Consider the following 19,559-nt stretch of genomic DNA (forward strand, 5'->3'; position numbering starts at 1 on the left):
CGGCTCAATGAATTCTGATTTTTCGTTTCTGCTTAAAAGCAAAAACAAACTGTACATATTGCTATGAACACTCTTTATCATTGATTTAATTCTTTGACTGCCAACCCGAAGGCTAAGCAGTTTCGATTAACTCAACACCTGTGAGTGTCCACACAGATTTCTTGTTTTATCTTGTTAAAGAGCAACTCAATCTCAACAGAGAACTTGAGTACCACACTGAGCGTTGAACGCTTCCAGTTGGCTAGGGCTGACTTCTCGTCAACTCAGGGTCGTGCATTTTACGCATTTCCCGTTTCGCGTCAAGGAGTTTTTGAAAACTTTCTTTTCGCTCATCAATCAGTAAACTCATCGATGAACTGTCACACCAAGCTGCTTTCGCTGTCTGCCGTGTCAGTGGATGCGCATTATAGGGAGCTGTGGATTTTGTGCAAGGGCTTTTTATTGCAAACTTGCGATTTGAGATTCAGACGCTTACTTATCAAACAATACGTATAAAAAAGGGGCTAAATAGCCCCTTTGTCATCATAAATCCCCCACCTTAGTGATTCGCTATCGTTTAGCACATCACTAAATACTGCTTATTATGGACTGAAGAAACGTGATTCTTGCTCAACTTCTACTTCTTCACCATCTATATGGGTTTTCACTTTTATCTCAATGTTTGTCACTGAGCGGCTAAGCTCTACCGGATCAACCCCAACGCTGATTGGCAATGTAAGGACTTCGCCACCAGCAATGGTCACTGAAGTAGGGCCATACCACTTATAGTTGTTTAGGCCTTCGACACTCATAGTGTATTCATGTGCTGCTTCAGTTTTATTAAGAATCTTCAAGGTAAATGTATTTTCAATCATCCCTTGATTGTTTTCTCTGTATAGCTGATTACGGTCACGAATAATATCCATCCGAACTGGCGCTATCGTCGCACTGGCATAGATGAAGACTAATATCATGGCTACGAGTACCACACCGTATCCCACTAGTTTGGGGCGGAGCACTTTCTCTTTAATACCTTCGAGCTTATTTTCTGTGGTGTAACTGATAAGGCCTAATGGATATCCCATACGCTCCATCGTTTGGTCACAGGCATCGATGCAGGCACCACAGTTGATGCATTCATATTGCAAACCATTACGAATATCGATTCCGGTCGGACATACCTGAACGCAGAGATCGCAATCAATACAGTCACCTAAGCCCATTTCTTTCGGGTCGGCTTTACGGGAACGGGGACCTCGGGTTTCACCACGTTTAGTATCGTAACCCACTATATAAGTGTTCTTATCAAACATCGCCGCTTGGAAACGAGCATAGGGGCACATATGGATACACATAATCTCACGCATCCAGCCCGCATTACCGTAGGTGGCGAGTGTAAAGAACACTACCCAGAAGTAGATCCCACCCGAGGCATTTAATGTAAATACATCAACATAGACTTCTCTACTTGGTACAAAATATGACACAAAGGTCATAGCAGTGAGGAGTGAGAGCAAAATCCAGGAAGTATGCTTTGCCGCTTTGCGCCAAATTTTATCGAAGCTCCAAGGCATTTGATCTAACTTAATGCGTTTGTTGCGGGCACCTTCGAGTTTTTCCTCGAACCAAATGAACATAAAGGTCCATACTGTTTGGGGGCATGTGTAACCACACCAAACACGGCCAAGATAGGTTGTTACAAAAAACAGGGCAAAAGCAGCTATCATAAAGAGTGCTGCAAGTAAGGTAAGATCTTGGGGCCAGATAGTTAAACCAAAAACGTGAAACTTCTGTTCACCTAAATTAAACCATACTGCTTGTCGGTTTCCCCATGGGATCCAAGGCAGTATAAGAAAGAACAACATTGCGACCCACCCCATGCGGCGGCGTAAAGTGCTCCATAATCCGTCGATGGCTCGAACATAAATCCGGTTGCGAGGGTTAAAGCGATCGGCTTTACTCGCATCGGGTTGGTGAATCTTAATTCGATTGGTCTTCGAATAGTCCTTGTTATTAGATTCTGCGTTCATCGTTACAGCCTTTTACTGCTTTAATATTGGACGAAAACTGGCTTATTATACCCATATAACTAATGGTTATTCACTTATGTTGGACTAAAAGATGAAAGGTTGGATCATATTAGCGCTACTTTGTGGTGCATTATATTACTTATATACAGAAACCGACAAACTAGATGCGCCTATAGCAAAGACTGAAGAGATAGTAAAAAAAATAGAGAACAAGCTCGACTCTATGACGGGCACTAACATCATTAAAATTGATCAAAAATTAGCAAAGGCCAGAAAAGATATCGTTGAGCGCCTATCCGCCCCCGAGCTTGAGGAATTTAACAAATTTCCGTTAACGCCAGACGCCATCGCTGACTTTAAAGAAATCTATTGCGGCGCTAAATCACCTGAACACCCCGTTTTCAGCCGGGACAATCTGCTTTACATTTGCGATAACCTCTAATCACTTTCCTCGGGTTAAAAGGGAATTTTGCCATATAACACTAAGCTTTGTGCTTAGGTGATTGACCTTATATATGATTCCACCTAGCCTTTGAGACCCGACAGACATAGGCCGAGTACCATGACCCAACAAGTATCAGATATTTTTGATCCCACTTTATGGGATGAAGTCAGTGGATTTAATTTTGACGACATCACCTACCACAGAGCCAAAGCCCACGGTACTGTGCGTATTGCCATCAATCGCCCCGAATGTCTTAACGCTTTCAGGCCCAAAACCGTAGATGAGCTTTACATTGCACTCGACCATGCACGTCAATGGTCCGATGTAGGTTGTGTATTACTCACAGGCAATGGCCCATCGGCCAAAGGGCAATATTCCTTTTCTTCCGGTGGTGATCAACGCATCCGCGGCAAAGATGGCTATAAATACGAAGGTGCCGAAGAAGGTAAAGCCGATCTCGCCAGAATGGGACGTTTACATATCCTCGAAGTACAACGTCTGATCCGCTTTATGCCTAAAGTCGTTATCGCCGTTGTCCCTGGCTGGGCCGTTGGCGGCGGCCATAGCCTGCATGTCGTATGCGATTTGACCTTAGCCTCGAAGGAGCATGCGATATTTAAGCAGACCGATCCCGATGTCGCGAGCTTTGACTCAGGTTATGGCAGCGCATATTTAGCCAAGATGATCGGCCAAAAACGCGCCCGCGAAATCTTCTTCTGCGGTTTTAACTACAGCGCCGATGAAGCATTTGCCATGGGAATGGTCAATAAGTCAGTCCCCCATGCCGAGCTAGAAACTGAAGCATTAATGTGGGCCAAAGAGATTAACTCTAAATCACCTACGGCTATGCGGATGCTTAAATACGGCTTTAACATGACCGATGATGGCATGGTTGGCCAGCAGCTCTTTGCCGGGGAAGCCACTCGTTTAGCCTATGCTAGCGCCGAAGCACAGGAAGGGCGCGATGCCTTCCTCGAAAAACGCGATCAAGATTTTTCAGCATTCCCTTGGCACTATTAACAGCCACCATCCTGCTATATAAGGCCCTCATTCGAGGGCTTTATATTTTTTAGCACTTATAGATAGAAAAAACCGTTTAAACTAATCTCAAAATACGGGTTTAAACTTTAATGAGAATTGTTATCATTTAACTAATCCCAATTGGGGCTAACATTAGAGGATAAGATCATGACTAAGACATTTACTTTTGCCGTATTACATTTCAGCGTTGCCTTCACAGTCACCTATTTATTAACTGGCAGTGTGATAGTCGGTGGCGCAGTTGCCTTAGTTGAACCCGCGATTAACACTGTGGTGTTTTACTTCCACGACAAAGTATGGAAACGAATAGAGGCAAAAAAGCAGCACGAGCTAGATGCGATAACGGCTTAACAGACTAAGCCACCAGCACATCACTCTAATAAAGCCCCAATAAAAAACCGCCGATAAAGGCGGTTTTTTATTTTTCACTAAAGAAAACTATTCTACCGTCACCGATTTAGCGAGGTTACGAGGTTGATCCACATCGGTACCTTTGATTAAGGCTACATGATACGAGAGCAACTGTAATGGAATAGTGTAAATCAGCGGTGCCATAAATATATCGCAATGCGGAACAGGAATAACCTTCATGGTTTCGTCGGATTCAAACTCGGCATCCACATCGGCAAACACATACATTAAGCCGCCACGGGCACGCACTTCTTCGACGTTGGATTTTAGTTTTTCGAGCAGTTCATTGTTTGGCGCCACCACAATCACCGGCATATCAGCATCGATAAGCGCCAGCGGACCGTGTTTTAGTTCACCAGAGGCATAGGCTTCCGCATGAATATAGGAAATCTCCTTCAGCTTTAACGCACCTTCCATCGCAATCGGGTATTGATCGCCACGACCAAGGAATAAAGCATGGTGTTTGTCGGCAAAATCTTCGGCAAGTTCTGCAATCGCAGCATCTAAGCCTAAAGCTTGTTCCACCTTGGCTGGCATAGATTGTAGGCTTTGAGTGATTTGAGCCTGCATTTGCTCAGACATGCCATTGTGACGACCGATCACCGCGGTCAACATTAACAAGCCAGCAAGCTGTACGGTGAAAGCTTTAGTCGATGCCACGCCAATTTCGGCGCCCGCTTTCATCATGTAAGCCATGTCAGACTCGCGAACCAGTGATGAACCTGGCGCATTACAAATCGTCAATGTGGCTTTGTAACCCATTTCTTTGGCAAGGCGCATCGCCGCCAGCGTATCGGCAGTTTCACCGGATTGAGAAATAGTCACCAACAGGCTATTTGGGAACAAATGCGACTTGCGATAACGGAATTCGGAAGCGATTTCGACATTACATGAAACACCAGCCCAATCTTCTAACCAGTAACGCGCCGCCATACCCGCATGGTAGCTAGTGCCACAGGCGATGATTTGCACGTGTTTGATATCTTTTAAAAACTCTGCTGCTTTTTCACCAAAAGCCGTGTCTAACACTTGTTTGTTGGCGATACGGCCTTCGATAGTGCGCGTCAACGCCAATGGCTGCTCGTAAATCTCTTTGAGCATGTAGTGGCGATATTCGCCTTTATCACCGGCATCGTGGGTAATTTCAGATTCTTTAATTTCACGCTCAACAGCATTGCCGTTTAAGTCGAATATATTCACACTGCGGCGAGTCACTTCCGCCACATCACCTTCTTCTAAGAAGGCGAATGAGCGAGTTACGGGTAAGAGTGCCAGTTGATCTGAGGCAACAAAGTTTTCACCCAAGCCATAACCAATCACCAATGGGCTACCAGAACGAGCCACAACCAAACGCTCGCTATCGCGGCGGTCGATAACCACAGTGCCATAGGCACCTTCGAGTTGTTTTACTGTGGCTTGTACCGCAGCAAGCAGGGTGTCGTGGCTTTTCAGCTCATGGTGCACTAAGTGACAAATCACTTCGGTATCGGTGTCAGAACTAAAGTGATAACCAAATTCTTTGAGCATTTCGCGCAGTTTATTATGGTTTTCAATAATGCCATTGTGTACTACGGCGATATCACCCTCTGACAAATGGGGATGAGCATTGCGCTCGCTTGGCTCGCCGTGGGTGGCCCAACGGGTATGCGCAATACCAGTGCCACCTGCTAATGGATCGGTTTCAAGCGCAGCAGACAGCTCTTGCACTTTACCCACACGGCGAGTGCGGCTCAGTTCACCATTGTGAATAACGGCAACGCCTGCGGAGTCATATCCACGATATTCTAAGCGACGTAAGCCTTCTACTAGAATTTCAGCCACATCCCTTTGCGCCACGGCGCCTACGATTCCACACATAGTCTTTACCTATAAATTAAAATGAAGTTGTTAAGCTATTTTGTTTAATGAGCATAGGGCGCTAACATGACTCGCACGCCCTGATCTGAAATTTGTTTTAGCGCACTCTCGTCGATACGTGAGTCGGTCACCAATACACTGACCTTGGCCCACGGCAATTCTAAGTTAGGGATCCGTTTACCGATTTTGTCTGAGTCCACCATAACGATCACTTCGCGGGAAACTTCGGCCATAACTTTGCTTAAGCCAGTTAACTCGTTAAAGGTGGTGGTGCCGCGTTCGAGATCGATACCATCGGCACCGATAAACAGTTGGTCGAAGTTATAGGAGCGCAACACTTGCTCTGCAACTTGGCCTTGAAAGGATTCAGAATGCGGGTCCCAAGTGCCACCCGTCATCAATAGGGTTGGCTCGTTTTCGAGTTCATGGATGGCATTGGCAAGATGCAAGGCATTGGTCATGACCACCAGCCCACGCTTATCGTTCAACTGTTCAATCAAGCCAGATGTCGTAGTGCCGCTATCTATAATGATGCGATTGTGATCTTTAATCAGCTGCGCCGCAGTTTTAGCAATAGACAGTTTATTGGGCGCGATTTTGGCCGAAAATTGTTGGGTCACTTCGTCAGGAATAGCGACTGCACCACCGTAACGGCGCAGTAGCAGGCCTGTTTTCTCAAGCGCTGCCAGATCTTTGCGAATCGTCACTTCTGAGGTTTCAAAACGTAACGACAGTTCATCAACACTCACTTCACCCTGTTCGTTCAATATGGTGATAATGCTATGGCGACGCTGCTGTGTGTTTCGTTTGTTCATAAAACCTTTCAGATAAGTTTCGATTCGAAAGATGCATTATAGTGAAACGAAACTTTTTTGCTAGTCATGTGAAACATACTTTTGCATGATCCGAGCAATTTTTTATCTGTCTATCTCGTAAACTTGGAAATTAGCCCATAAAAAAGCAGCTTATTCTTTAAGGACAAGCTGCTTTAAATGAATAAAAAATATAGTGAATTTAGAACTTAGCTTCGACGGCGACACTGAAGTTACGGTCTTGACCTATAGTCACCATCTTATCGCTGCCACCGTCTAAATATTCAGTATCGAAGAGGTTTCTGATGTTGGCACGAAGGCTCACATCTTTACCCATGATATCCATAGTGTAGGCAGCACCTATATCGAAACGCACATAACCCTCTTTAGTGATAGTGTTATCAAGATCGGCAAAACGCTCACCCACATAGATAGCACCAAAGTTCATCGCAAAGTTGTCGGTCATCTCGTAACGGGTCCAGATATTGGCCGACCACTCTGGGGCGTCGATCGGAGTTTTACCATCGAGGTTTTTACCACCAACCTTGCCAGCACCAGTATGATATTCAGCATCTAAAAACATCATAGAAGAGGTCACAAACCAGCTATCACCTAACTGGCCTTGGGCGCCCATTTCAAAGCCGCGATGTTTCTGTTCGCCGCCTTGATTGGTGATATCGGTATAATCACCAATCGGCGGGGATAACTTTTCTGAAGTTGTGATGTTTTCTAGTGTGATATCGAATACGGCCGCGGTTAATAACAGACTATCGTCAAACAATTCCCACTTAGTACCGACTTCATATTGGATGCCGTATTCTGGTTTTAGGTTGGTCCCATAACTAACGTCAGTGATGTCAGTCACTGCACCCTGCGGTGTAAAGCTTTTTGAATAGTTAACGTAAATGTTGCCATTAGTCATTGGCGAGTAGATCACCCCAAACTTAGGCGATACGGCATAACTATTTCCACCTACACTATCTTTCTTCTGTTCATCGTAACGTACGCCAGCGAGTAATTTCCATTGCTCGTTTAAGGTCATTAAATCCTGCAAGTAGAAACCGTAATATTTATATTCGCTTTCAGACTTAGTGGTATCTCGATGATAATCTAAATCGGGTTTTACTATAGGCTGGCCAGGAACAACTGTAATAGTGCCTTTAGTCGCAACATCAACGTATCTATCAATATACTGACCATAATAGTAATCGAGGTAATTGGCGCCAATTAACAACTGATGCTCCATACCTGCTAATGCAAATTCACCGGTGAAATCGGCATAGGCGGTTTTATGCTGCCAATCATCATAACGATCGAAGGGTTTGATCTTATAACCATTGGTAAATGGATCTTCAGTATATTGCGGCGCAGAATCAAAACGTTGACGATTAAATTGTTGATCGTTATAACCAATTTTAACTTTCCAATCGTCACTCATCTGCCAAGTCAGATCGGCACCTAAGTTGGAGACGGTATTATCGGTAAAGGCCCATGGTGCATCCCAAACGGTTTCACGTTCACCGATCACATTACCTTGTTTATCTAACCAACCACCCGCATCGATACCCGCTTTATCTTGGGTGTGATCATATTTAACCGACAGCAACAGATCATCGCTTAGGTCAAATTCTAGGTTTAAGTAACCTAACCAGCGATCACGCTCTTGGTTTTCATCGGTAGTTGAATACTCACGCCAGTATTTAGTATCTTGCTTCACTAATACACCGCGGTAACGGATGCTTTGGGCGTCGTTTAAACTGCCACCCGCATCAAGCTGTGCACGGGTAGAACCGTAGCCATCGGTATCAAAACCTAAGTTAAGCATTGAATCATAGGTTGGTTTCTTAGTGACCATATTCACTAAACCACCAGGGCCAGATTGACCATACAACATGCTCGAAGGGCCTTTTAATACTTCGACCTGCTGTAGGGTTTCGATGGGTTGAACGTAATGGGACCATTGCTGATGACCATTGATGAGGTAACCATTACCCGAATCTAACTCGAAGCCACGGATGCTGAAGACTTGACGGTTCCAACGGGTAGTACCCGCTGTCACGCTCGAATCGTTAACTAAGACTTCGGCAAGATTAGTCGCTAATTGCTCGTCGGTCACAAAGTCGGGGATCACATTCACAGACTGTGGGGTATCCATTAAATCGATATCGCCACGCATGGCACCCGATGCACTACCCACTTTGTAGTCGTTAAATGTACGGCCAGTGACATTAATGCGCTCAATGTTTGCATCGTTTGGCGCTTCGGCCATAACAGGCATCGCCATTAATGCAGACCCTACGGCCAAACCTACAACTGAATATTTAAATACCATTGCCAACACCTCAAGTAGACCTTTCGTCTTAGAATTGCAGGCAATATAAATGAGAAGTGTTTTTATTTAAAATTCTTTACGTGAATTTACAATTCGGTGTGACATAGTTCAAAAAGCTTAAAAATCAATAAATAATGTCCATCACAGCATCATTAACTCAACCTTAAATTCACCATATATAAAAGCTAAAAGCGGCATAGAGCCGCTTTTATATTCTAGATGTAGTTGGATAACTTACTTTTTAATCTTAACTGGGCGTTGCCAACCCGTCAGGTGCTTCTGTTTAACACGAGTAATGACTAACTCATTCTCACCCACATCACGGGTAATGGTTGAGCCAGCCCCTAAGGTTGCACCTTTACCAATAGTCACAGGTGCCACTAGCTGGGTATCTGAGCCAACAAAGACATTATCTTCGATAACGGTAAGATGCTTATTCGCGCCATCATAGTTACAGGTAATAGTGCCAGCGCCAATGTTCACGCCATCACCAATAACGGCATCGCCTAAATAGGCTAAGTGTCCGGCTTTAGAGCCCACACCGATAACCGCTTTTTTCACTTCGACAAAATTACCTATATGCGCATCTTGTTTAAGCTCTGCGCCTGGGCGTAAGCGAGCAAAGGGGCCTGCACTGGCAGCGACCCCAAGCTTAGCACCTTCGATAATAGAGTAAGGTTTGATCTCGGCATTATCGGCAATCTCGCAATCGATTAAAATCGCGCCAGCGCCAATAGTGACATTATTACCTAAGGTCACTTTGCCTTCGAATATCACGTTGATATCAATCATCACATCCATACCGACCGTGACTTCACCACGGATATCAATACGGCTCGGGTCGCGTAGGTTCGCTCCCGCCAACATCAGTTTTTCGGCTTCACGGGCTTGGTAAGCGCGTTCAAGTTGCGCCAGTTGCATGCGGTTATTGGCGCCTTCCACTTCAATCGCAGATTGTGGTTGGGCAGTATCAATTGCAACACCGTCAGCATGTGCCATAGCAATAATATCCGTTAGATAATATTCGCCTTGGGCATTGTTATTGGACAAACGACTCAGCCAATTTTTAAGTTGTTTGCCCGGAACCGCCATAATGCCTGTATTGATTTCATTGATCAGTAGTTGCTCTGCATTGGCATCTTTCTGCTCAACAATACCGACTACTTTACCCTGATCTTGACCTTCACAAGGAGTACGGACGATACGGCCATAACCCATAGGATTCGCTAAATTCACCGTTAAGATAGCAACGCCATTTTCAGGGCGGACGGCGAGCAATGCCTCAAGAGTCGATGTTTGGATCAACGGCACATCACCGTACAAAATAAGCACAGTATCACTATCATCGATATTTGGAATGGCCTGTGCAACCGCATGACCCGTACCTAATTGCTCGGCTTGCAATACCCAATTGAGTTGTTGCTCGCCCAAAGCGGATTTTAATTTGTCGGCACCATAACCGTAGACTAATTGAATCGCATCACTGCCAATACTATGGGCAGTATCAATCACATGCTGCACCATGCTTTTATGGGCGATAGGATGTAATACCTTAGGAAGATCCGAGCGCATCCGTGTTCCCTTACCTGCCGCTAAGATCACTACATTTAATGCCATTGCCATATCCTTGAACAAATCCCAAGAGGGTTAAAATTGAGGTCGATTTAGTGGCGCAATTTTAACGGAAAGCCCATAGAAAAGCGAAGCGGATAGCAAAATGAATGAGTCCGTGTAGCTAAGGTGTACATTTATCCCAATTTTAGAGACAAAAAAGGCGACCCTATGGCCGCCTTTTTTCACAAACAATAACCTTATCTGGCAATGTTTTTCTTGATGGTTTCAACAACACGTAATTGAGCCATTGCTTTCGCTAACTCAACCATAGCCGCATCATAATTGAAGTCAGCCCCTGCAGTTGCCATATGGGCTTCTGCACGACGCTTAGCTTCTAATGCTGCTTGCTCATCAATATCTTTGGCACGCATAACCACATCAGCCAATACGGAAACTGAAGAAGGTTGCACTTCCAGTAAACCACCTGAAAGGTAGAACACTTCTTCACTGCCGTCTTGCTTGACGATGCGCGCCATGCCAGGTTTGATATAGCTTAACAGTGGAGCGTGGCCATACATGATGCCCAACTCACCTTCAGAACCAGTCACTTGTAGGCTAGCTACCCGACCAGAGAAGATGCTGCTCTCTGCACTTACTATATCAAGATGTACTGTCATGGCTGCCATCCCGTTCTCCTTAAAAAACTAAGTATGACTACTTAGTTATTTCTTTTTGTTAGCTTTCTCGATAACTTCATCGATTGAGCCAACCATGTAGAACGCTTGTTCTGGTAGGTGATCGAACTCACCATTCAGAATACCCTTAAAGCCACGGATAGTGTCTTTCAGAGAAACGTACTTACCAGGAGATCCAGTAAAGACTTCTGCTACGAAGAAAGGCTGAGATAAGAAACGCTCAATCTTACGAGCACGGAATACAGTGGTCTTGTCATCATCTGACAATTCATCCATACCCAGAATCGCAATAATGTCTTTCAGCTCTTTGTAACGTTGCAGTACAGTTTGCACGCCGTTAGCAACGTCATAATGCTCTTGGCCAACAACCAATGGATCTAATTGACGTGAAGTCGAATCCAATGGGTCAACCGCTGGGTAAATACCCAGAGAAGCAATTTGACGTGACAGTACAACAGTCGCATCTAAGTGAGCGAAGGTTGTTGCTGGTGACGGGTCAGTCAAGTCGTCCGCAGGTACGTATACCGCTTGTACAGAGGTAATAGAACCAGTCTTAGTTGAAGTGATACGCTCTTGCAGAACGCCCATTTCTTCAGCCAGAGTCGGTTGGTAACCTACCGCAGAAGGCATACGACCTAACAGTGCAGATACTTCTGTACCGGCTAAGGTATAACGATAAATGTTGTCAACGAACAACAGTACGTCACGACCTTCGTCACGGAACTTCTCAGCCATAGTCAGACCAGACAGTGCTACACGTAAACGGTTTCCTGGTGGCTCGTTCATCTGACCATAAACCATGGCCACTTTGTCGAGAACGCCAGAATCTTTCATCTCGTAATAGAAGTCGTTACCTTCACGAGTACGTTCACCAACACCGGCGAACACAGAAAGACCCGAGTGAGCTTTAGCGATGTTGTTAATCAGTTCCATCATGTTAACTGTCTTACCAACACCCGCACCACCGAACAGACCTACTTTACCACCCTTAGCGAAAGGACATACAAGGTCGATAACCTTGATACCCGTCTCTAACAGTTCAGTAGTGTTCGATTGATCTTCATATGAAGGCGCTGCACGGTGAATAACATAACGTTCTTCCTCACCGATTGGACCCGCTTCATCAATAGGCTCGCCTAATACGTTCATAATACGGCCAAGGGTCGCAACCCCAACCGGAACAGAAATAGGTGAACCTGAGTTTACGACCTCAAGACCACGACGCAGACCATCAGAAGAACCCATAGCGATGGTACGAACTACACCACCACCTAGTTGTTGCTGAACTTCCAGCACCAAACCATTACAGGCGCCTTCACCTGTGATCTTCAGAGCGTCATATACCTGAGGTACGGCATCTTGTGGAAACTCTACGTCCACAACCGCGCCAATCACTTGGACAACAGTACCTGTGCTCATGATTAATCCTCTAAAACTTGTATTCGTTACCTAACCTAAACCGCAGAGGCACCAGAAACAATTTCCGACAGTTCCTGCGTAATCGCAGCCTGACGGGCCTTGTTATAGACCAGTTGCAAGTCGTTGATAAGCTCACCAGCGTTGTCTGTTGCCGCCTTCATCGCCACCATACGGGCAGCTTGTTCAGAGGCAATGTTTTCAACAACACCTTGGTAAACCTGAGATTCTACATAACGAACCAATAAGGTATCCAAAAGTTCTTTTGGATCAGGCTCGTAGATATAGTCCCAACGATGAGCAACCTCATCATCTTCCGATTTAGGCAAAGGTAGCAGCTGCTCGATCACAGGAGTCTGCGTCATAGTGTTCACAAACTTGTTGAACACTACATACAGACGATCCAGCTTGCCTTCGTTGTAAGCTTCTAGCATGACCTGCACAGTACCAATCAAGTCATTTAATTTAGGTGCATCACCTAAACCAGATGCTTGTGCCGATACTTGTCCGCCGAAGCTTTTGAAAAACTGCACACTACGAGCACCAATTGGGCAAAATTCAAATTCTGCACCTTGGGCTTTCCAGCTTTTCACGTCTGCGATAACCTTCTTGAAAAGGTTAACGTTCAGACCACCACAAAGGCCACGGTCGGTTGCTACAACTATGTAACCAACCCGCTTAGCCTCTCTCACCTCTAAATAGGGGTGTTTGTATTCGAGAGAACCTTGCGCTACGTGACCGATCACCTTACGCATGCTTTCCGCATATGGACGGCTCGCAGCCATGCGTTCCTGCGCTCTGCGCATTTTGCTGGCTGCCACCATTTCCATGGCGGACGTGATCTTCTGAGTGTTTTTAACACTCGCGATCTTGGTTTTAATCTCTTTAGCGCCGGCCATCTCTACTCTCCAATCTGGACCTGAGGTGTCTTAAGACACCTCTATCATTGTTACCAGGTTTGGGTTGCTACGAACTTGTCGAGGCCAGCTTTTAATTCAGCTTCGATCTCAGCGCTATAATCGCCAGTTTCGTTAATAAGCTTCATTAAAGCAGCATGCTCGCTGTTCATGAACGAGAGCAGAGCGGCTTCGAAATCACCGATCTTCTTCAGCTCAACACTCTTCAGGTAACCTTTCTCAGCTGCAAAAATAGACACAGACTGAGCCGCTACGCTCATAGGAGCATATTGCTTTTGCTTCATCAGTTCGGTAACACGCACACCATGCTCTAGCTGAGCACGAGTTGCATCGTCAAGATCAGATGCAAACTGTGAGAACGCAGCAAGTTCACGATACTGTGCTAGTGCGGTACGAATACCACCAGACAGTTTCTTGATGATCTTAGTCTGAGCCGCACCACCAACACGAGAAACAGAAATACCTGGGTTAACCGCAGGACGTAGGCCCGAGTTAAATAGATCAGTTTCAAGGAAGATCTGACCGTCAGTAATAGAAATTACGTTGGTCGGTACGAATGCAGATACGTCACCCGCTTGAGTTTCAATAATAGGCAATGCGGTTAAAGAACCGGTTTGACCTGTTACTGCACCCTTAGTGAACTTTTCTACATAGATTTCGTTTACGCGTGAAGCACGTTCAAGTAAACGAGAGTGTAGATAGAATACGTCACCTGGGTAAGCTTCACGGCCTGGTGGACGCTTCAGCAGTAACGAAATCTGACGGTAAGCAACTGCTTGCTTAGACAGGTCATCGTATACAATCAAAGAGTCTTCACCGCGGTCGCGGAAGTATTCACCCATAGAACAACCAGAGTATGGCGCTAAGAATTGCAGAGCAGCAGCTTCAGAAGCCGTTGCAACTACAACGATAGTGTTAGCTAAAGCACCATGTTCTTCTAGCTTGCGTACTACGTTAGCGATAGTAGAAGCCTTTTGGCCAACCGCTACATACACACATTTAATGCCAGAATCTTTCTGGTTGATAATTGCGTCGATCGCCATCGCTGTTTTACCAGTTTGACGGTCGCCAATGATCAATTCACGCTGACCACGACCGATTGGGATCATAGAGTCAACGGCTTTATAACCAGTTTGTACTGGTTGTGATACTGATTGGCGTTCAATAACACCAGGAGCAATCACTTCAACAGGAGAGAAACCATCGTTATCGATAGGTCCTTTACCGTCAATAGGTTCACCCAGAGTGTTAACTACGCGGCCCAGTAGACCACGACCGACTGGAACTTCCAGAATACGGCCTGTAGTTTTAACTTTTACGCCCTCAGCTAAACCAGCATAAGGACCCATTACTACGGCACCGACAGAATCACGTTCAAGGTTCAACGCGATTGCAAAACGGTTACCAGGCAGTTCGATCATTTCACCTTGCATAACATCGGCTAGGCCGTGGATGCGGATGATGCCGTCACTTACCGCAACGATAGTACCTTCGTTACGAGATTCGCTAACGACTTCGAACTGCTCGATCCGCTGCTTAATCAGATCGCTGATTTCAGTGGAATTCAGTTGCATGCTCAAACTCCCAATTACGACTGCAGCTTATCAGACAGACGCGATAACTTACCGCTGACCGAGCCATCAATGACTAGATCTCCTGCCTTAATAATTACACCGGCGATGAGCGCGGCGTCAGTGCTGCAATTCAGCTTAACTTTGCGTGCGAGACGTTTCTCTAAAGAAATACCAATCTGCTGTTGTTGTTCAGAGCTCAGCTCAGTTGCAGAAACCACATCGGCTTCTACTTCTTTTGCCCACTCATTACGGTATTCAGTAAATAACTGAGATACAGCAGGTAGTACCTTTAAGCGACCGTTTTCAGCCATTACCTTTATCAAGTTTTGACCTTGCTCATTGATTTGCTCACCACACACACTAATAAAGAGTGCGGCAAGTTTTGTACTGGCTAAAGAGCCAGTTAGCAGCGGCTGCATGGTTTCGTTTTCACTGACCAGTGCGGCAAACGCGAGCATTTCGGCCCAGTTATCCACTGCATTATGTTCAACAGCAACGTCAAAAGCTGCCTTTGCGTAAGGGCGAGCGATGGTGGTTAATTCAGCCATAACTCAACTCCCTTATCAAATTTCAGCGACTAGTTTATTAACTATGTCACTGTGGGCGGCTGGATCAATAGAACGCTCAAGGATCTTCTCAGCACCCATGATGGCAAGAGTAGCAACCTGCTTACGCAGATCCTCTTTCACGCGATTACGTTCAGCTTCAATTTCTGCTTTACCCTGAGCGATGATTTTTGCACGCTCAGCGTCTGCTTCGGCTTTTGCTTCTTCAACTATTTGCGCTTTGCGTTTGTTCGCTTGCTCAATAATTTCGTTAGCAGTTACCTTGGCTTCTTTTAGTTGGTCAGTCGCTTTCGCTTGTGCCAACTCCAGGTCTTTTACCGCACGATCAGCATCAGCTAGACCGTCAGCAATCCTTTTTTGGCGCTCTTCGATGGCATTCATCAAAGGGGGCCATACAAACTTCATGCAGAACCACACGAAGATGATAAAGGCGACCGTCTGACCGATTAGGGTAGCGTTGAAATTCACAACAGCCTCCTATTTAGAGTTAAGACAGAAGCGTTTTTTACAGCATTGCACCCAGCGGGTTGGTAAACAGCATAAATAATGCGATACCAACACCGATCATAGTTACGGCGTCGAGTAGACCCGCTACGATGAACATTTTAACTTGCAGCATAGGAGCCATTTCTGGTTGACGCGCAGCGCCTTCCAAGAACTTGCCACCTAATAAGCCGAAACCGATTGCAGTACCAAGAGCACCCATACCAATCAGCAGAGCAACAGCGATAGCTGTCATGCCTAAAATCGTTTCCATCTGTATCTCCAGTATCTAAATCTAATTAGTTGATGATTTAGTTTAAAATTTCTTCAGCAATCCTTAATGATCTTCATGGGCCATGCTTAAATAAACAATGGTCAACATCATGAAGATAAACGCCTGTAGCGTGATAACCAAAATGTGGAAAATTAACCAACCTAACTGCAGAGTCACACCTAGGGAAGATAATAACAAGTTGGTACCATACATCAGCGCAATAAGGATGAAGATCAACTCACCTGCGTACAAGTTACCAAAGAGTCGCAATGCCAATGAAATTGGCTTAGCAATTAAGGTAACAGTCTCTAATAGGAGGTTGACGGGTATCATTGCCTTATGGTTAAAGGGCTGTAGCGTCAGTTCTTTAACAAACCCAGACACGCCTTTGACCTTAATGCTGTAAAAAATAATCAGCACAAACACACCGATAGCTAAGCTGAAGGTGATGTTTACGTCAGTTGTCGGAACCGCTTTAAGATAAGGGATACCTGCTAAAGCAGCTGCGTGAGGCAGCCAATCGACAGGGATCATATCCATGAAGTTCATCATGAATACCCATACAAAAATGGTCAGAGCTAAAGGCGCGATCAGGGCATTGCGACCATGAAAACTTTCTTTCACGCTGTTATTTACGAACTCAACGATCATCTCGATAAAGCATTGCAGCTTACCGGGAACACCTGAAGTCGCTTTTTTACCAACGCGGCGGAAAATCCACAGGAACAGAACACCAAGACCAACCGAAAAGAACAACGAATCAATGTGCCATGTCCAAAAACCTTCACCAACACTTAAGTTGGTAAGGTGATGTTGGATATAGCCCTGCGGTGTTAACGCTTCACCAGTTGCAGCCATGATTCATCCCACTTAACTTTGCTTGAAGTATAAAGGAGCTGTCCAATGCACGATTAACGTCAGCACGTAACAAACAAAAAGTGGCATAAAAGCGACCTTAAGATTGATAAACACTAGCGAAAACATTGCGATGGTTAACAGCAACTTTACCGCTTCCCCCCAGTAAAAAGTCTTAATGACTTTTGCAGCTGAACTTGCTCCCGTATGGGAGAAAGCGAGGGTCGCGAATACAAAATTAGGGAGCACAGCGATTGAACCACCTGCTAACGCAGAATAGCCAAACTGAACTCCCCACACGGCGAAAAAGAGAATTGAAGCACCCCCAGCGACCGCCGCCTGCATCAACACCAATTTATAGGCTGACCACCGGCCACGACGCGCTAAAACCTTACTCAACTCATCCTCTCCACATTCATACTTTTTGTTTCGATGACCGGATGACAAATATCCGTATTTTTGTCGATGCACAAAAAGCTTGCGAAAGTATACCTTTTCACGCCTTCATTGCAACTTTGAGATAAGGAAAAACAACACTTTTAACGTGATATAGCGTCAAAACAGTCAAAATGTAAAATTAACATTTGTCACAAATTTACATTAAAAACTGTTAATCTACAGACATTAATGAATTTTGCTAAGAATACCGTCTAATTCAGCCAGATTCTGATAGTTAATTACAATTTTACCTTTGCCCTTACTGCTATGAGCGATGGAAACCTTAGCACCCAATCTTTCAATTAACTGCTGCTCTAAACGACAAACATCTTGATCTTTAGTCGTAGTTTCGGCAGGTTTGGGCGGATTTAAGGTTTGGTTAACCAATCGTTCAGTTTCGCGAACGGTTAATTCCTTAGCAGCCACTAATCTCGCTAAATTTGTCTGTTCTTCACCTTCAATTGCTAATAAAGCGCGAGCATGACCCATATCAATATCGCCATACTCAAGTAAACGCTTAACAGGCTCATTCAAGCCGTTTAATCGTAACAAGTTCGATACACTCGCTCGGGATTTTCCCACAACATCGGCAACCTGTTGGTGAGTCAGTTCAAATTCTTGCATTAAACGTTGCAATGCTATGGCTTCTTCCATGGCATTTAAATCTTCACGCTGGATGTTTTCAATCAAAGCGATAGCGACGGCGGCTTCATCGGGAACTTGTTTGACAATACAAGGAATTTTACTGATACCCGCCAGTTGTGAGGCGCGCCAACGGCGTTCACCCGCAATGATCTCATACATATCGTTTGCGACTTGTCTTACTACGATAGGCTGAATAATGCCTTGATTGCGAATAGAGTGTGCCAGCTCTTCCAAGGCTTCGGGAGACATGTCTTTACGCGGTTGATACTTACCCGGTTGCAGAAGATCCAAATCAAGATGGATAAGTTCTTCTTTTTATCGGTAACTGTCACTTCCTCAGAGTGCTTTTTACTAGCAGCGTGACTGTTACTCAGCAAGGCATCTAACCCTTTGCCTAATCCTCTTTTCTTTAACGTCATGGTGATCCTTTACGCTTGCTTAGCCTGAGTTTTCTGTTCTGAACGGCGGATCATTTCCCCTGCGAGCGCCAAATATGCCTTAGCACCCGCGCTCGACTTATCGTAATACATAGCTGGAGCCCCAAAACTGGGTGCCTCCGCTAATCGAACATTACGCGGGATCACAGTTCGATATACTTTATCGCCAAAATGTTGTTTTAGCTGATCGGACACATCATTTGAGAGTCGATTACGGGGATCGTACATAGTGCGTAAAATCCCTTCGATCCCAAGTCCTGGATTAACAAAAGCCGCTAACTTGGTAATGGTATCAATCAGCGCCGTTAAGCCTTCAAGGGCAAAATACTCACATTGCATAGGTACCAATACTGAATCGGCGGCAGACATCGCATTAACCGTCAGCATATTGAGTGAAGGAGGGCAGTCAATAAAGATATAATCGTACTGATCTTTTATCGGTGCGAGCGCATTACGTAAGCGGATCTCTCTGGCAAAAAACTCCATCAGCTTGATTTCTGCTGCCGTCACATCGCCATTACTGGCGATCAGATCATATTTACCCGCGGTATTTTTAACGACGATCTCATCGAAGGGTTTATCTTCAACCAGCAATTCGTAAGCCGTATTATCGACATCGTATTTATCGACACCACTGCCCATAGTGGCATTGCCCTGCGGATCGAGATCTATCAGTAGTACTTTGCGTTTTGTTGCGGCTAACGAAGCAGCTAAGTTAACGCAAGTAGTTGTTTTTCCTACGCCACCTTTCTGGTTAGCCACGGCAATTACTTTACCCACAATATCACCCTGTATGTA

18 protein-coding genes and 1 pseudogene are annotated in these 19,559 nt (G+C 45.2%); 3 read left to right on the top strand and 16 right to left on the bottom strand.

Annotation, left to right across the window (positions count from 1 at the left end; all coding sequences use genetic code 11):
- Positions 1-581 precede the first annotated feature (581 nt).
- The gene (gene ccoG, locus SOHN41_RS19235) at positions 582-2,009 is read right to left on the bottom strand and encodes a cytochrome c oxidase accessory protein CcoG (RefSeq protein WP_007652280.1); all 1,428 of its coding nucleotides are present in this window, start codon (positions 2,007-2,009) and stop codon (positions 582-584) included.
- 91 nt (positions 2,010-2,100) lie between these two features.
- Here ccoG and SOHN41_RS19240 point away from each other — a divergent pair, with 91 nt between their 5' ends.
- From SOHN41_RS19240 to SOHN41_RS19250, 3 genes are all read left to right on the top strand, one after another.
- Entirely contained in the window at positions 2,101-2,451 is a 351-nt protein-coding gene (locus tag SOHN41_RS19240; RefSeq protein WP_007652281.1) for a hypothetical protein, read from the top strand.
- 120 nt (positions 2,452-2,571) lie between these two features.
- Entirely contained in the window at positions 2,572-3,474 is a 903-nt protein-coding gene (locus SOHN41_RS19245) for a 1,4-dihydroxy-2-naphthoyl-CoA synthase (protein ID WP_007652282.1), read from the top strand.
- Between the two features lie 168 nt (positions 3,475-3,642).
- The gene (locus SOHN41_RS19250) at positions 3,643-3,846 is read left to right on the top strand and encodes a DUF2061 domain-containing protein (protein ID WP_007652283.1); all 204 of its coding nucleotides are present in this window, start codon (positions 3,643-3,645) and stop codon (positions 3,844-3,846) included.
- 87 nt (positions 3,847-3,933) lie between these two features.
- Here SOHN41_RS19250 and glmS read toward each other — a convergent pair whose 3' ends face one another.
- From glmS to SOHN41_RS19325, 15 genes and pseudogenes are all read right to left on the bottom strand, one after another.
- Positions 3,934-5,763: a glutamine--fructose-6-phosphate transaminase (isomerizing) gene (gene glmS, locus SOHN41_RS19255; protein ID WP_007652284.1), complete on the bottom strand. Its 1,830-nt coding sequence runs from the start codon at positions 5,761-5,763 to the stop codon at positions 3,934-3,936.
- 44 nt (positions 5,764-5,807) lie between these two features.
- The gene (locus SOHN41_RS19260) at positions 5,808-6,578 is read right to left on the bottom strand and encodes a DeoR/GlpR family DNA-binding transcription regulator (RefSeq protein WP_007652285.1); all 771 of its coding nucleotides are present in this window, start codon (positions 6,576-6,578) and stop codon (positions 5,808-5,810) included.
- 199 nt (positions 6,579-6,777) lie between these two features.
- Positions 6,778-8,907 (bottom strand): TonB-dependent receptor, encoded by a 2,130-nt coding sequence (locus SOHN41_RS19265; protein WP_007652287.1) that lies wholly within the window; start codon positions 8,905-8,907, stop codon positions 6,778-6,780.
- A 234-nt stretch (positions 8,908-9,141) separates the two neighbouring features.
- Positions 9,142-10,524, bottom strand: coding sequence for a bifunctional UDP-N-acetylglucosamine diphosphorylase/glucosamine-1-phosphate N-acetyltransferase GlmU (gene glmU, locus SOHN41_RS19270; protein ID WP_007652289.1), 1,383 nt, complete (start codon positions 10,522-10,524; stop codon positions 9,142-9,144).
- A gap of 194 nt (positions 10,525-10,718) precedes the next feature.
- Positions 10,719-11,147, bottom strand: a complete 429-nt coding sequence (locus SOHN41_RS19275; RefSeq protein WP_007652291.1) for a F0F1 ATP synthase subunit epsilon — start codon at positions 11,145-11,147, stop codon at positions 10,719-10,721.
- 36 nt (positions 11,148-11,183) lie between these two features.
- Positions 11,184-12,575 carry a F0F1 ATP synthase subunit beta gene (gene atpD, locus SOHN41_RS19280; protein ID WP_007652293.1) on the bottom strand — a complete coding sequence of 464 codons (1,392 nt, stop codon included), beginning with the start codon at positions 12,573-12,575 and terminating at the stop codon, positions 11,184-11,186.
- A gap of 35 nt (positions 12,576-12,610) precedes the next feature.
- A complete protein-coding gene (gene atpG / locus SOHN41_RS19285; RefSeq protein ID WP_007652296.1) occupies positions 12,611-13,471 on the bottom strand; it encodes a F0F1 ATP synthase subunit gamma in 861 nt (286 codons plus the stop codon).
- A gap of 50 nt (positions 13,472-13,521) precedes the next feature.
- On the bottom strand, positions 13,522-15,063 hold the full coding sequence (gene atpA, locus SOHN41_RS19290; protein ID WP_007652297.1) for a F0F1 ATP synthase subunit alpha: 1,542 nt from the start codon (positions 15,061-15,063) through the stop codon (positions 13,522-13,524).
- A 14-nt stretch (positions 15,064-15,077) separates the two neighbouring features.
- Positions 15,078-15,611: a F0F1 ATP synthase subunit delta gene (atpH, locus tag SOHN41_RS19295; RefSeq protein WP_007652298.1), complete on the bottom strand. Its 534-nt coding sequence runs from the start codon at positions 15,609-15,611 to the stop codon at positions 15,078-15,080.
- A 15-nt stretch (positions 15,612-15,626) separates the two neighbouring features.
- Entirely contained in the window at positions 15,627-16,097 is a 471-nt protein-coding gene (gene atpF, locus SOHN41_RS19300; RefSeq protein WP_037459755.1) for a F0F1 ATP synthase subunit B, read from the bottom strand.
- Positions 16,098-16,134: 37 nt separating this feature from the next.
- Positions 16,135-16,386, bottom strand: a complete 252-nt coding sequence (gene atpE / locus SOHN41_RS19305) for a F0F1 ATP synthase subunit C (protein ID WP_006083840.1) — start codon at positions 16,384-16,386, stop codon at positions 16,135-16,137.
- A 63-nt stretch (positions 16,387-16,449) separates the two neighbouring features.
- On the bottom strand, positions 16,450-17,244 hold the full coding sequence (gene atpB / locus SOHN41_RS19310; RefSeq protein ID WP_007652321.1) for a F0F1 ATP synthase subunit A: 795 nt from the start codon (positions 17,242-17,244) through the stop codon (positions 16,450-16,452).
- Positions 17,245-17,256: 12 nt separating this feature from the next.
- The gene (locus SOHN41_RS19315) at positions 17,257-17,640 is read right to left on the bottom strand and encodes an ATP synthase subunit I (protein WP_037459758.1); all 384 of its coding nucleotides are present in this window, start codon (positions 17,638-17,640) and stop codon (positions 17,257-17,259) included.
- Positions 17,641-17,865: 225 nt separating this feature from the next.
- A pseudogene (locus tag SOHN41_RS19320) lies at positions 17,866-18,743 on the bottom strand (ParB/RepB/Spo0J family partition protein).
- A gap of 9 nt (positions 18,744-18,752) precedes the next feature.
- Complete coding sequence (locus tag SOHN41_RS19325; RefSeq protein ID WP_007652328.1) at positions 18,753-19,541, bottom strand: ParA family protein; 789 nt, start codon at positions 19,539-19,541, stop codon at positions 18,753-18,755.
- Positions 19,542-19,559 lie beyond the last annotated feature (18 nt).

This window comes from Shewanella sp. HN-41 (genome assembly GCF_000217915.1).
Taxonomy (GTDB): domain Bacteria; phylum Pseudomonadota; class Gammaproteobacteria; order Enterobacterales; family Shewanellaceae; genus Shewanella.

What these genes read in the sequence shown, in the direction of transcription:
- atpH (WP_007652298.1), bottom strand. Translation starts at nt 15,611, where the DNA reads ATGGCTGAATTAACCACCATCGCTCGCCCTTACGCAAAGGCAGCTTTT.
- SOHN41_RS19265 (WP_007652287.1), bottom strand. Translation starts at nt 8,907, where the DNA reads ATGGTATTTAAATATTCAGTTGTAGGTTTGGCCGTAGGGTCTGCATTA.
- atpA (WP_007652297.1), bottom strand. Translation starts at nt 15,063, where the DNA reads ATGCAACTGAATTCCACTGAAATCAGCGATCTGATTAAGCAGCGGATC.
- SOHN41_RS19240 (WP_007652281.1), top strand. Translation starts at nt 2,101, where the DNA reads ATGAAAGGTTGGATCATATTAGCGCTACTTTGTGGTGCATTATATTAC.
- SOHN41_RS19275 (WP_007652291.1), bottom strand. Translation starts at nt 11,147, where the DNA reads ATGGCAGCCATGACAGTACATCTTGATATAGTAAGTGCAGAGAGCAGC.
- atpE (WP_006083840.1), bottom strand. Translation starts at nt 16,386, where the DNA reads ATGGAAACGATTTTAGGCATGACAGCTATCGCTGTTGCTCTGCTGATT.
- atpD (WP_007652293.1), bottom strand. Translation starts at nt 12,575, where the DNA reads ATGAGCACAGGTACTGTTGTCCAAGTGATTGGCGCGGTTGTGGACGTA.
- glmS (WP_007652284.1), bottom strand. Translation starts at nt 5,763, where the DNA reads ATGTGTGGAATCGTAGGCGCCGTGGCGCAAAGGGATGTGGCTGAAATT.
- atpG (WP_007652296.1), bottom strand. Translation starts at nt 13,471, where the DNA reads ATGGCCGGCGCTAAAGAGATTAAAACCAAGATCGCGAGTGTTAAAAAC.
- ccoG (WP_007652280.1), bottom strand. Translation starts at nt 2,009, where the DNA reads ATGAACGCAGAATCTAATAACAAGGACTATTCGAAGACCAATCGAATT.
- SOHN41_RS19260 (WP_007652285.1), bottom strand. Translation starts at nt 6,578, where the DNA reads ATGAACAAACGAAACACACAGCAGCGTCGCCATAGCATTATCACCATA.
- SOHN41_RS19250 (WP_007652283.1), top strand. Translation starts at nt 3,643, where the DNA reads ATGACTAAGACATTTACTTTTGCCGTATTACATTTCAGCGTTGCCTTC.
- glmU (WP_007652289.1), bottom strand. Translation starts at nt 10,524, where the DNA reads ATGGCATTAAATGTAGTGATCTTAGCGGCAGGTAAGGGAACACGGATG.
- atpB (WP_007652321.1), bottom strand. Translation starts at nt 17,244, where the DNA reads ATGGCTGCAACTGGTGAAGCGTTAACACCGCAGGGCTATATCCAACAT.
- SOHN41_RS19245 (WP_007652282.1), top strand. Translation starts at nt 2,572, where the DNA reads ATGACCCAACAAGTATCAGATATTTTTGATCCCACTTTATGGGATGAA.